General features: G+C 64.7%; 14 protein-coding genes. 8 read left to right on the forward strand and 6 right to left on the reverse strand.

Translation table 11 applies throughout. From position 1 onward, the window contains the following. Nucleotides 1-15 precede the first annotated feature (15 nt). The 3 genes from AB1N67_RS06470 to AB1N67_RS06480 form a co-directional block, all read right to left on the reverse strand. Entirely contained in the window at nucleotides 16-297 is a 282-nt protein-coding gene (locus AB1N67_RS06470; RefSeq protein ID WP_043215502.1) for a DUF2892 domain-containing protein, read from the reverse strand. A 127-nt stretch (nucleotides 298-424) separates the two neighbouring features. After that, a complete protein-coding gene (locus AB1N67_RS06475) occupies nucleotides 425-895 on the reverse strand; it encodes an RNA methyltransferase (protein ID WP_043215476.1) in 471 nt (156 codons plus the stop codon). Nucleotides 896-965: 70 nt separating this feature from the next. Beyond that, nucleotides 966-1,337, reverse strand: a complete 372-nt coding sequence (locus tag AB1N67_RS06480) for a YajD family HNH nuclease (RefSeq protein WP_043215477.1) — start codon at nucleotides 1,335-1,337, stop codon at nucleotides 966-968. A gap of 133 nt (nucleotides 1,338-1,470) precedes the next feature. Between AB1N67_RS06480 and AB1N67_RS06485 the strand changes: the two genes are divergently transcribed. Beyond that, nucleotides 1,471-1,761 (forward strand): hypothetical protein, encoded by a 291-nt coding sequence (locus AB1N67_RS06485; RefSeq protein ID WP_367863608.1) that lies wholly within the window; start codon nucleotides 1,471-1,473, stop codon nucleotides 1,759-1,761. On the opposite strand, the gene AB1N67_RS06490 is transcribed toward AB1N67_RS06485, so the two are convergent. Continuing rightward, on the reverse strand, nucleotides 1,751-3,823 hold the full coding sequence (locus tag AB1N67_RS06490; RefSeq protein ID WP_367863609.1) for a S9 family peptidase: 2,073 nt from the start codon (nucleotides 3,821-3,823) through the stop codon (nucleotides 1,751-1,753). The genes AB1N67_RS06485 and AB1N67_RS06490 overlap by 11 nt on opposite strands. A gap of 172 nt (nucleotides 3,824-3,995) precedes the next feature. On the opposite strand from AB1N67_RS06490, the gene AB1N67_RS06495 reads away from it, so the two are divergent. The 3 genes from AB1N67_RS06495 to AB1N67_RS06505 are packed head-to-tail and all read left to right on the forward strand — an operon-like array spanning nucleotide 3,996 to nucleotide 5,823. Beyond that, entirely contained in the window at nucleotides 3,996-4,499 is a 504-nt protein-coding gene (locus AB1N67_RS06495; RefSeq protein ID WP_182941563.1) for an MFS transporter, read from the forward strand. Nucleotides 4,500-4,515: 16 nt separating this feature from the next. Beyond that, the gene (locus tag AB1N67_RS06500) at nucleotides 4,516-5,289 is read left to right on the forward strand and encodes a class II glutamine amidotransferase (RefSeq protein WP_367863610.1); all 774 of its coding nucleotides are present in this window, start codon (nucleotides 4,516-4,518) and stop codon (nucleotides 5,287-5,289) included. A gap of 12 nt (nucleotides 5,290-5,301) precedes the next feature. Further along, nucleotides 5,302-5,823, forward strand: coding sequence for a DUF2937 family protein (locus AB1N67_RS06505; RefSeq protein WP_043215487.1), 522 nt, complete (start codon nucleotides 5,302-5,304; stop codon nucleotides 5,821-5,823). A 101-nt stretch (nucleotides 5,824-5,924) separates the two neighbouring features. Here the strand turns inward: AB1N67_RS06505 and AB1N67_RS06510 are convergent, their stop codons facing one another. Then, a complete protein-coding gene (locus AB1N67_RS06510; protein WP_043215489.1) occupies nucleotides 5,925-6,836 on the reverse strand; it encodes a LysR family transcriptional regulator in 912 nt (303 codons plus the stop codon). A 130-nt stretch (nucleotides 6,837-6,966) separates the two neighbouring features. Between AB1N67_RS06510 and AB1N67_RS06515 the strand changes: the two genes are divergently transcribed. Genes AB1N67_RS06515 through AB1N67_RS06530 form a run of 4 tightly spaced genes read left to right on the forward strand, consistent with a single transcriptional unit; the run spans nucleotide 6,967 to nucleotide 10,645 of the window. After that, the gene (locus tag AB1N67_RS06515) at nucleotides 6,967-8,250 is read left to right on the forward strand and encodes an MFS transporter (RefSeq protein ID WP_182941561.1); all 1,284 of its coding nucleotides are present in this window, start codon (nucleotides 6,967-6,969) and stop codon (nucleotides 8,248-8,250) included. Between the two features lie 9 nt (nucleotides 8,251-8,259). Beyond that, on the forward strand, nucleotides 8,260-9,039 hold the full coding sequence (locus tag AB1N67_RS06520; protein WP_090345344.1) for a 5-oxoprolinase subunit PxpA: 780 nt from the start codon (nucleotides 8,260-8,262) through the stop codon (nucleotides 9,037-9,039). Then, the gene (gene pxpB, locus AB1N67_RS06525) at nucleotides 9,036-9,731 is read left to right on the forward strand and encodes a 5-oxoprolinase subunit PxpB (RefSeq protein ID WP_332770770.1); all 696 of its coding nucleotides are present in this window, start codon (nucleotides 9,036-9,038) and stop codon (nucleotides 9,729-9,731) included. Before AB1N67_RS06520 ends, pxpB begins: the two co-directional genes overlap by 4 nt. After that, nucleotides 9,728-10,645, forward strand: a complete 918-nt coding sequence (locus tag AB1N67_RS06530; protein ID WP_332770771.1) for a biotin-dependent carboxyltransferase family protein — start codon at nucleotides 9,728-9,730, stop codon at nucleotides 10,643-10,645. Before pxpB ends, AB1N67_RS06530 begins: the two co-directional genes overlap by 4 nt. 188 nt (nucleotides 10,646-10,833) lie before the next feature. On the opposite strand, the gene AB1N67_RS06535 is transcribed toward AB1N67_RS06530, so the two are convergent. After that, on the reverse strand, nucleotides 10,834-12,012 hold the full coding sequence (locus AB1N67_RS06535; RefSeq protein WP_043209273.1) for a VWA domain-containing protein: 1,179 nt from the start codon (nucleotides 12,010-12,012) through the stop codon (nucleotides 10,834-10,836). Nucleotides 12,013-12,021: the final 9 nt, after the last annotated feature.

Below are 12,021 nucleotides of genomic sequence, written 5' to 3' on the forward strand. Positions count from 1 at the left end.
CGCCACGCAGGCGGCTCAGCCTTTGGCCTTGAGCGCCTTCAACTGCTCCGCACTGCGTTCGATATCGTCGCGCAGGCGCAGGTATTCCGCCCTGTGACGTTGCCACCATGCCTTGGTCGAGCAGTGTCCGCTGATCCCGCGGGCCAGGGCCATGCCGCCTACCACGATCTGCAGCAGCCCGAGCGCGCCGCCATGGCGCAGCCCCTTGCCGATCATCAGCGCGCCGCCTGCCAGGGAGCTGGCACGCTCCCAGCCGTGGACATTATGGGTATGCACAAGCAAAGGGGTATCACGCATGGCTTGGTCTCCGTGTGGGGTGTAAGTAACTGACCCGCTACGGCTGCTGGCCGTTCAGTTCGATTGCCAGGCGGAACCTGTTGGAGAGCGTTTCAACCGCGCGAAGGCCCCCTCGCGAAGGTGGTGTTCATTTGAATTTGGGCCCCGAGCGGGTATTGAGCCCCTTGGCCATGCGGTCATACAGCACCACATTCACCGTTGCCGCCAGGTTCATGCAGCCTTCGGTGGGGATGTAGATGGTTTCTTCGCACCAGGCCCGGACATCGGCGCTCAGGCTGCCGTCTTCGGGGCCGAAGATGTAGAGCGCGCGGTCGGGATGGGTGTACTCGGGCAGGGGGCGGGCGCCTTCGACCAGTTCCACGGCCACCGGGGTGCAGCCCAGGGGGATGATGCGCTGCAGATCGTCGATACCGATCAGCGGGATGTCGTAGTGCACGCGTTTGGTGTCGGTGACGAAGTCGCGGGCGCGCTCATAACGCTTGCCGGTGTAGAACACCGAATTGACGCCGTAGCAACCTGCTGCGCGCATCACCGAACCTACGTTCTCTGCCGACTTGGGATTGAACAGGCCGATGCAGCTGTACCGTTTGTTTGCCACGTGCCGGGGTCCTTCGCAAAAAAAGCGCGATTATACGGACTCGCCGGCGGCAGCGGAGGCGATTCGACGATCAGTCTTTCTTGAGCAGGCTCGCAAGGCCGGCGAACGGGTTGTGGGTTGCCTTGGCGATGCTCGGGGTACTGGTGGAACCTTCGCTGAAATACTGCTGGTCGGTGTAGCGCGAGTGCTCGTTGTCGTGGCAGTACAGGCACAGCAGCTCCCAGTTCGAACCATCCTGGGGGTTGTTATCGTGGTTGTGGTCGCGGTGATGCACGGTCAGTTCGCTCAGGCGCTTGCCGGAGAACTCGCGGGCGCAGCGGCCGCAGACGTGCGGGTACATCTTCAGGGCCTTGTCGCGGTAGCCCATTTCCTTGTCGCGCTTGGCGTCGGCGAGGATGCGGTCGAGGCGGGCAGTGGCGGCGGAAGTAGAGGCCGAGCTCATGGGTGTTACCTTTCTAGTGTTCAGGCGGATGACGGTTTTACCGTTGAGTCTAGCGCGCCTGCGCTGTCCTCGGACAGGCGAAAACGCAGGAATGGGCATAGCCTGTAGGTAGGTTCCAGACAGGAGGTTGCTGATGTTTCCTGCGATCCTCGCCGTATCGATTCTTGCTCTTGCTCTTGCTCTTGCGCCGTGCGCCGAGGCTGCGGGCCAGCCGACGCCGCGGATCAACACGTCAGTGCCAGGGGCGCCGGGCACGCCGACGCCGACACCTTACCCACAGATCACCCCGAGCACGCCGCCCAAGGCCGGCGACAACCGGCCCGGTGCGCCGCTGCTGCCGCCGATGCCGCTGCCCGGGCCGCGCAAAGACCAGCCTCTGCCAGGGCTACAGCCGGAGCCGCCGAAGGCGCCGATCAAGCATTAGCGGCTGGGTGAAATGCGGATTGCATCACCCCCAGCTCGTTGAGCACGAAGGCATACTCCAGCGCCACATCGCGCAGCCCCTGGTAACGGCCGCTCATGCCACCGTGGCCGGCGCCCATTTCGGTCTTGAGCAGCAGCAGGTTGTCGTCGGTCTTGCAGGTACGCAGACGTGCCACCCACTTGGCTGCCTCCCAATACTGCACGCGGCTGTCGTTGTAGCCGGCGACCACCAGCATGGCTGGGTAGGCCTGGGCCTTGAGGTTCTCGTAGGGGGCGTAGGCCTTGATCCGCTGGTACACGTCCGGCTCCTGCGGATTACCCCATTCGTCGTATTCAGTGACGGTCAGCGGCAGCTCTGGGTCGAGCATGGTGTTGAGCACGTCGACGAACGGCACCTCGGCAATGGCGCAACGGAAGAGCTCCGGGCGCTGGTTGAGCACCGCACCTATCAGCAGGCCGCCGGCGCTGCCGCCACTGATGGCCAGGTGCGCGGAGTCGGTCACACCTTCGGCGATCAGGTGTTCGGCGCAGGCGATGAAGTCATCGAAGCTGTTCTGCTTGTGTTCCTGCTTGCCAGCCCGGTACCAGGCCTCGCCCAGCTCGCCGCCGCCACGCACATGGGCGATGGCAAAGGCCACGCCCCGTTGCAGCAGGCTCAGACGGGCATGGGAGAACCAAGGGTCGAGGCTTTCGCCATAGGCACCATAGCCGTACAGGTAGAGCGGCACGCTTTTACCCAGATCGTCACAGCGGCGCACCAGGCTGATCGGTACCCGGGTACCGTCCTTGGCCACCGCCCACAGGCGCTGGCTGACGTAGTCGTCGGCGTCGAACTCACCCAGCACCGGCGTCTGCTTGAGCACGGCCTGGGCGCCGCTGGCCAAGTCCAGCTGGCGCACTTGGGCCGGCCGATTGAGCGCTTCGTAGCGCAGGCGCACGCGGGGGCTGACGAACTCCAGGCTGTCTTGCACGTACAGGCTATAGGCGGCATCCGGCAGCTCGACGCGGTAGGGCGGCAGGTCGCGCGGGTGCACTTCGATGATCGGCAGGCCGCCTTCGCGCAGGCTCAGGGTCAGCGCGCTGGCATTGAGGCTCAGGCCTTCGAGCATGATGTCGTCACGATGGGGGACCAGCACTTGCCATTGATCACGGGTCGGCACCTGCTCGGCCGGGGCGTGGAACAGGGCGAAATTGATACCGTCCTGGTTACTGCGGATGAACCAGCGCCACTGGCCGTCGAGCTGGCCGTGGTCGGGGTAGTACTCGTGATCCTCGACCCGGGGCGCCAGGCACGTGAACGCGGCCTGTGGAGTCGCGGCGTCCAGTACCCAGGCTTCACTGGTGGTCTTGCTGTTGAGCAGCAGCACCAGCTGTCGCTCGGAGCTGGTGCGATAGCAATGCAGGAAAAACCGCCCATCGGCTTCCTCGAACACGCTCTGGGCGGTGTCCTCACCGAGGGTGTGACGGCGCAGGCGCCATGGGCGGTGGGTGTCGTCCAGCTCGGCGAAGAACAGCGTGCGGCTGTCGTTGGCCCAGGTCATGCTGCCGTCGCAGTCCTCGAAGGGCAGGGTGGTGACCGCGCCGCTGGTCAGGTCCTTGACGTACAGGGTATAGATTTCGTCGCCGCTGGTATCGAGGCTGTAGGCCAGCAGGCGATGGTCGGGGCTGACGTTGAAGGAGCCCAGCGCCAGGAAGCCGCCAGCAGCCAGCACGTTGGGGTCGAGTAGCAGTTCTTCGCGGCTTTCATCGACGGTGTTGCTGTCGTCCGCCGGACGCGGGCAGCGGTAGTGGCGCGGGTATTCATCGCCTGCTGTGGTGCGGGTGTAGTACAGGTACGGGCCCCAGGGGGAGGGCAGCGACAGGTCGGTTTCCAGGATACGGCCCTTGATTTCCTCGAACAGTTGCTCGCGCAAGGGAGCCTGGTCGGCCAGGCAGGCCTGCTGGTAGGCATTTTCCGCGTTCAGGTAAGCCAGCACCTGGGGCGTGTCGCGCTGTTGCAGCCAAGCGTACGGGTCGGGGGCGTTGTCGGCGTGGGCGATCGGCGGCTGGGGCGTGTTGGGCATTGGCAGTCTCATGGCAAGGGGTGGGCTGCATGGGCCTGTTCGCGGGTAAGCCTGCTCCTACGGGTCGTCTGCATGGCTTGCGACCTGTGGAATCGGGATTGCCCGTGAAGAGGGCGGCGCGGTCCAAAAGTGTTTATCATAGGCGTCTCTTTACCTGGCTTGCACGAACACCATGACCGAGAACGACTATACGCTCGCCTGGGGCTTGTACGCCCTTGCCGCCCTGGGCTGCCTGTGGGTGGGTTTCAAGCTCACTGGCTGGATGTGGCGCTGGCTGCGCGAACCGCTGCGGGTGGTCATGGCGGTGCTGTTGCTGACGCCCACCATCGTTGACCCGGTCAAGGAAAGCTTCGCGCCGGCCATCGCCATCACGGCGCTGGACGTGGCCTTCAAGGTCGGCAACAACGCCTGGCGCGCCGCTTCGGACCTGGCTATGTACGGTTTGATTGCGTTCATCCTGTACGGGGTGTTCGTGGTGGTGCGCTGGCCGCTGGAAAAACGCGCCCGCGAACGCCGGGCCAAGGCCGATGCCGCCGCCAAGCGCCAGGCTGCCGAGGATGAGCAGGTGATGGTCGAGGCGCCGGTCGCCGCCGACCGTCGCGACCGCTACCGCGACGATCCGCTGCCGGCGGTGCCTGTCGGCACCGGCCGTGGCCGGGTCGAGCCACGTCTGTAGGCAAGGGGCATCGAACATGTGCGAACTGCTGGGCATGAGTGCCAACGTCCCCACTGACATCGTCTTCAGTTTCACCGGCCTGATGCAGCGCGGTGGGCGTACCGGCCCGCACCGCGACGGCTGGGGCATCGGTTTCTACGAAGGGCGTGGCCTGCGGGTGTTCCAGGACCCGGCCGCGAGCAGCGAGTCGGAAGTGGCCAATCTGGTGCAGCGCTATCCGATCAAGAGTGAAGTGGTCATCGGTCATATCCGACAGGCCAACGTCGGCAAGGTGTGCCTGTCCAATACCCACCCGTTCGTGCGTGAGCTCTGGGGCCGCAACTGGTGCTTTGCGCACAACGGCCAGCTGGGCGATTTCCGTGGCCAGACCACCTTCTACCGCCCGGTGGGCGATACCGACAGCGAGGCGGCGTTTTGCGACTTGCTCAACCGCGTGCGTGAAGCCTTCCCGGAACCGGTTGAAATCGAACAGCTGCTGCCGGTGCTGGTCGAAGCCTGTGCCGGCTATCGCGGCCAAGGCGTGTTCAATTGCCTGCTGAGCGACGGCGATTGGTTGTTCTGCTTCTGCTCGACCAAGCTTGTGCACATCACCCGCCGTGCGCCGTTCGGGCCGGCGCGCCTGAAGGACTTCGACCTGAACGTCGACTTCCAGGCTGAAACCACCCCCAACGATGTGGTCACGGTGATCGCCACCGAGGCCCTGACCGAAAACGAGACCTGGCACTGCTACGAGCCGGGTCAATGGGCCCTGTGGCGGCATGGCGAGTGCGTAGCCCAGGGGCAGAGCTAGGGAAGCCATTGCATGTTCAGAGGTTACCTGCGGTTGCTGTTGTTCACCTTCGGCTTGTTGGTCGGTCTTCAGGTTCCGGGGCTGATCAAGGATTACAGCCAACGGGTCGAAGCGCACCTGTTCGAGTCGCGTGAGGCGCTCTCAGGGTTCGAAGAGACGGCGCAACGCTTCTTCAAAGGCGACCTGCAAGCCCTCATACGCCATTACCGCAGCAGCGATGACCCGGTGTTCAACAGCGATGCCAACAGCATCGAAAGCCTGCTGATCCGCAACCAGTTGCTGGAAAACGAGTGGCAGGCGCTGCAAGGCCCGTGGCTGAGCCGCACCTGGCATGTGCTGGTGCAGGCCGATCCTCAGTTGCGTGAGGAAACCCTCAATGGCTACAGCTATCAGATCCTGCTGGTGCCCGAGGCGATCGGCTGGGGTTTGGGCGCCGGCTTCGTGCTGGCGTTGGTGATCGAAAGCCTGTTGCTGGGGCTTGGTTGGGTGGCGCTTGGCGGGCGTCGCACGGCCGTCAAAGAGAGCTGGCGCTAAGGCCCGCGGGAAACCCGCTCCCACAGGGCCGGGGCATACTTCACGTTCAGCGGCGTGCCTGTGGGAGCGGGTTTGCCCTTGTAGATGACACCGCCGTCGATTCAGACCAGCACGATCCGCTGCTCCCCCGCATCCTGCGCGTAGCGCTCCAGCACTTGCCGACACAGGCTCACCACTTCTTCCACCAGCTCCACCCCGGTCTGCCAGGCCACCACCAGCTCAAGGCTCGGCGGTGGCTGCAAGCCACCCAGCAGCACCAACTCGCCGCGGGCAAGTTCGGCATCGACCAGCGCCGGGGGCAGGGCGCCGATGCCGAAGCCATCGCGCAGCAGGCGGGTGATGGCTGCCACTGAATTCACGCAATTCAAACGAGGTGTCTCGGCGCCGGCCGCCTGCAGCAGGCTGAGCACCTCCTGGTGCGGGCGCGAGTTCTTCGAGAAGGTGATGATCCGTTCGCGGGCAAGCTCGGCCAGCGAGGCATAGTCATGCTGCTGGGTCGAGCCCGCGGCAACGATCCAGCCCATGGGGTAGCGTGCCAGGTCCAGGCTGCGGATCGACTCCTGGCGCAGCAGGTCGGTCTGCAGGATCACGTCGAGAAAGCCCTTCTGCAGCTGCTCGCGCAGGTTCAGGGCCGTGTCGGCCACCAGCTCGATCTCTACCTGCGGGTAGCGCTCGGTCAGTTCGGCCACCAGGGCACTCATCCAGGTGTGGATGACCGTATCCATCACGCCGATGCGGATCCGCCCGACCTTGGCCCGGTCAGTGTCCAGCGACTGTTTCATGGCCTTGGCGGTGTCGAGCATGCGCTCGGCATATTCGAGCACCTTGCTGCCCTCCGGTGTCAGGCTGACTCCGCGCGAATCGCGCAACAGCAGCTTCACGCCCAGGTCCGCCTCCAGCGCGGCGATGCGGCTGGACACCGAGGCCTGGGTGGTGAAGAGCTTCTCGGCGGTGAGGCGAAAGCTCTTGAGCCGGGCAACCCAGACGAAGGTTTCGAGGAAGCGAAGGTTCATGATCAGTTTTTCTTGTTCCAGACCGGCGGTTTTTATCGTTGGACGCCCAGCGCACGGCCTCTGAACAATGACGCCCAGGCCGCGACGCAACGCGTCGCCCAGAGAACAATACCAACAAGCCGAGGCAATCATGAACCCAACCGGCGTGCAGCAGGCAGCCCCCCGGCCGTCCAACGGCCCCTTCGCCTGGTACCGCGACATCGACCGTCAGCAACGACGCACCTTCTGGAGCTGCAAGATCGGCTACGGCCTCGATGGCATGGACACCCAGATGCTGAGTTTCGTCATCCCCACGTTGATCCTGATGTGGGGCATCACCACCGCCGAGGCTGGGCTGATCCATACCAGCACCCTGATCGCCTCGGCCCTGGGCGGCTGGATTGCCGGCATTCTCTCCGACCGCATCGGCCGGGTGCGCACCCTGCAACTGACCGTGCTGTGGTTCGCCTTCTTCACTTTCCTGTGCGGCTTCGCCCAGAGCTATGAGCAACTGCTGATCGCCCGGACCCTGATGGGCTTCGGCTTTGGCGGCGAGTGGACGGCCGGCGCGGTGCTGATCGGTGAAGTGATCCGCGCCCAGGACCGTGGCAAGGCCGTGGGCATGGTGCAGTCCGGCTGGGCCATCGGCTGGGGATTGACGGCGATCCTCTATGCGTTGCTGTTCTCCTTCCTGCCGCCGGAGCAGGCCTGGCGGGCGCTGTTCCTGCTGGGCATCGTGCCGGCAGTGTTCGTGATCTTCGTCCGCCGCCTGGTCAAGGACCCGGAGGTCTACCGCCAAGCCAAGGCTGTGGAAAAGGCCCAGGCGCCGTCGCATTTTTATGAAATCTTCGCCCCAGGCATGCTCTGGACCACCCTGCGCGCCTCGCTGCTGACGACCGGCGCCTTGGGCGGTTACTACGCGATCACCTCCTGGCTGCCGACCTTCCTCAAGAACGAGCGTGGCCTGAGCGTGCTGGGCACCGGCGGCTACCTGGCCATGGTCATCGTCGGCTCCTACGTGGGTTATGTGATCAGCGCGTACCTGACCGATCTGCTGGGTCGCAAGAAGAACTTCATCCTGTTCGCTGTCGGCTCGTTCGTCATCGTGCTGCTTTATACCCAGATCCCGGTCAGTGACGGCGTCATGCTGTGGCTGGGTTTTCCGCTGGGGTTCTTCGCTTCGGGCATCTTCAGCGGCATGGGGGCCTTCCTGACCGAGCTGTTCCCCACCCGCATACGCGGTTCGGGGCAGGGCTTTTGCTACAACGTGGGGCGCGCCATCGCTGCGTTCTTCCCGCTGCTGATCGGCATGCTCAGCCAGAAAGTGCCTTTGGGCCTGGGCATTGGTGGTTTTGCCGCGGTGTCCTACGGTGTGGTGATCCTCGCGGCCCTGAGCCTGCCTGAAACACGCGGCAAACAACTCCAGGCACGGTAAGGTAGGCACATGAACAACCACAAGAGAGTTCGACCGGTGAAACGCCTGCTTCTCAATTGCGACATGGGCGAGAGTTTCGGCAGTTGGCGCATGGGCCTGGACGCCGAGGTGATGCCTTACATTGATTGCGCCAACATCGCTTGCGGCTACCACGCAGGCGACCCTGGCACCATGCGCCGCACCGTGGCCCTGGCACTGGAGCACGGCGTGACCATCGGCGCGCACCCGGCTTACCCGGACCTGGTCGGTTTCGGCCGCCGCTCCATGGCGTGCAGCAACGAGGAGATCCGAGACCTGCTGCATTACCAGATCGGCGCGCTGGAGGGGATCTGTAAGGTGCTGGGCAGCCGCGTGGCCTACGTCAAACCCCATGGCGCGCTGTACAACGACATGATGGCCGACCCACTCAAGCTGCGCGCAGTACTCGAGGCCGTGGCCGCCTATGATACGGGACTGCCGGTGATGCTGATGGCCACCGCCGACGACAGCGCCGCACGCGCCCTGGGCGAGGCGATCGGTGTGCCGTTGTGGTTCGAGGCCTTTGCCGACCGGGCCTATACCGCTAGCGGTCATCTGGTTTCCCGGCGCCTGCCCGGCGCGGTGCATCACGACCCGGCCTTGGTGATCGAGCAGGCCTTGCGCCTGGCCCGTGGTGAGGCGCTGGTGGCCGATGACGGCAGTGCTGTGCAACTGGATGCCGGTACCCTCTGCGTGCATGGCGACAATGACAGCTCCGTGGCGGCCGTGCGGCAGATCCGCCAGGCCCTCGACGCCTTGGAGCAGCCATGAACCCATGCATCGAGGTGGTGGCCATCGACAGCTTGATGGTGCGCCTGTTCGACGTCATCGATGAGGCCAACATGCCGTGGATCCTGGCTGCCAGCCAGCGCCTGCGCACAGCCTTCGGGGCGGGGCTGGTGGATTTGGTCCCCTCCTATACCACCGTGATGGTGCAGTTCGAGCAGGCACCTGGGCAGGCGCGCGCGCTGATCGACCAGGCATTGGCGGATTTGCAGCCGGATGCGGGCAACACCGGGCGTCGCCATGAGATCCCGGTCTGGTACCACGCCAGCGTCGGGCCGGAGCTGCCGGTGCTGGCTGCCCGCAGCGGCCTGAGCGAGGCGGAGGTGATCGGCCTGCACAGCGAGCGGGAGTACCCGGTATTTGCCCTGGGTTTCGCGCCGGGGTTCGGTTTCATGGGCTTGGTGGACGAACGCCTGGCCAGCCCACGCCTGAGTACCCCGCGCAAGCGCGTGGCAGCGGGCAGCGTGGGCATCGCCGAGCGCCAGACCGCCGCCTACCCGGCGGTCTCGCCAGGCGGCTGGAACCTGATCGGCCGCACCCCGGTGCGCTTGTTCGACCACGCACGTGAGGGTTACAGCCTGCTGCAACCAGGTGATCGGGTGCGTTTCGTGGCGGTGTCTCACGAGCAGTTCATGGCATTGGGCGGCGACGACAGCCCGTTGGAGGCCCTGGTATGAAGCGATTGACGATCGAGGCCAGCACCGCGCTGTGTCAGTTGCAGGATGCCGGGCGTTTCGGCGTACGCCACCTAGGCGTGACCCAGGGTGGGGCGTTGGATTGGGTGGCGATGTACTGGGCCAACTGGCTACTGGGCAATGCGCTGGATGCGCCGGTGGTGGAGGTGACGCTGGGGGGCTTCACGCTGGTCGCCGAGGACGATTGCACCTTGGCCCTGGCCGGTGGAGACCTGGATGCGCGTGTCGACGATCAGCCTGTCCAGCCCTGGCGCAGCTTGCGTTTGGGCAAGGGCCAGCGCCTGAGTCTTCGCCAACCTCGGCAAGGCGCGCGGGCTTACGTGGCAGCGCCTGGCGGGTTTCTGGCCGAGACGGTATTGGGCAGTTGCGCGACCGTGGCACGCGAGGCGCTCGGCGGCCTCGATGGGAGAGGGAAGGCGCTGGCCAAAGGGCAAGTGTTGTCGTTCGCCAAGGGGGCGCCTGCCTTGCGTGAAGTGGCGCAGCATTTGCGTCCGACCTACCCGCAAAAGCCCGAACTGGAGCTGGTCATGGGCGCACAGATCGGCGCATTCAGTGGCACCAGCTTGTTCGAGGCGTTCAATCGTGAGTGGACCCTGGACAGCCGCGCCGACCGCATGGGTATGCGCCTGCTCGGGCCGCAGTTGGTCTACCAGGGCGCACCGATGATTTCGGAGGGTATCCCCTTGGGCGCCGTGCAGGTGCCGCCGGACGGGCAGCCGATCGTGCTGCTCAATGACCGGCAGACCATTGGTGGGTATCCACGGCTTGGAGCGCTGACGCCCTTGGCTCTGGCGCAACTGGCGCAGTGCCTGCCCGGGGCGGTGGTGCGCTTCAGGGCGGTGGTGCAGGAGCTGGCCTGGCAGCAGCAGCAGGCTTATCTGCAACGTTGGCGGTGAGGCTGCCGGCCCTCTGGCGGGGCAATCGGAGCGCCGGACCCCGGCTTGCACAAGGTACGTGCTTAAGCCGGTAGGTGCGGGCTGGCCTGGGTCGGGCCTATGCAGGGCAGTTGCTCAGGTGCAGCACAGTCCGCAATGGATGTGCTGCACCTGTGGGCGCGGGTTTACCCGCGAAACGGGCGACGCCATTACTTGGACAGGTAACGCATCCCGTCTTCCAGCCCCTGCAAGGTCAGCGGGTACATCTTGTCTTCGATCAGCTCGCGCACCAGATGGGTGGAGGCGGTGTAGTCCCAGGCCTGCTTGGGATACGGATTGATCCAGATGATCTTCCTGAACTTCTCCATGAAACGCTGCATCCACACGTACCCGGCTTCTTCGTTCCAATGCTCCACGCTACCGCCCGGCTGGGTGATCTCGTAAGGCGCCATGGCCGCATCGCCGACGAATACCACTTTGTAGTCGTCGCCATACTTGTGCAGCAGGTCGAAGGTGGAGAAGCGCTCCGACGTACGGCGCAGGTTGTTCTTCCACACCGACTCGTAGACGAAGTTGTGGAAGTAGTAGTACTCCATGTGCTTGAACTCGGTCTTGCACGCGGAGAACAGCTCCTCGCAGACCTTGACGTGGGCGTCCATGGAGCCGCCGATGTCGAACAGCAACAGCAGCTTGACCGTGTTGCGCCGCTCCGGGCGCATCTGGATGTTCAGCAGCCCTGCATCCCGTGCGGTGTGGTCGATGGTGCCATCGATGTCCAGTTCCTCGGCAGCGCCTTCGCGGGCGAACTTGCGCAGGCGACGCAAAGCCAGCTTGATGTTGCGTGTGCCCAGTTCGACCTGGTCGTCGAGGTTCTTGTATTCGCGCTGGTCCCATACCTTGACCGCCTTGCCCTGGCGTTTGCCGGCCTCGCCCACGCGGATGCCTTCGGGGTTGTAGCCGCCGGAGCCGAATGGGCTGGTACCGCCGGTGCCGATCCATTTGTTGCCGCCGGCGTGACGTTCCTTCTGTTCTTCAAGGCGTTTCTTGAATTCCTCGATCAGCTTGTCCAGCCCGCCCAGGGACTGGATCTGCGCACGTTCCTCGTCACTGAGCGAGCGCTCGAACTCCTTGCGCAGCCAATCTTCGGGGATCAACGCCTCCAGGTGTCGGTCGAGATTCTCCAGGCCCTTGAAGTAGGCGGAGAAGGCCCGGTCGAACTTGTCGAAATGCCGCTCGTCCTTCACCAGGATGGCCCGCGCCAGGTAATAGAACTCGTCCATGTCGGCGAACACCACCCGCTGCTGCAAGGCATTGAGCAGGTCGAGCAGTTCGCGCACCGACACCGGCACCTTGGCCGCGCGCATTTCGTTGAACAGATTGAGCAGCATGGCCGGCTC

The organism is Pseudomonas guariconensis (genome assembly GCF_040822035.1).
GTDB lineage: Bacteria > Pseudomonadota > Gammaproteobacteria > Pseudomonadales > Pseudomonadaceae > Aquipseudomonas > Aquipseudomonas guariconensis.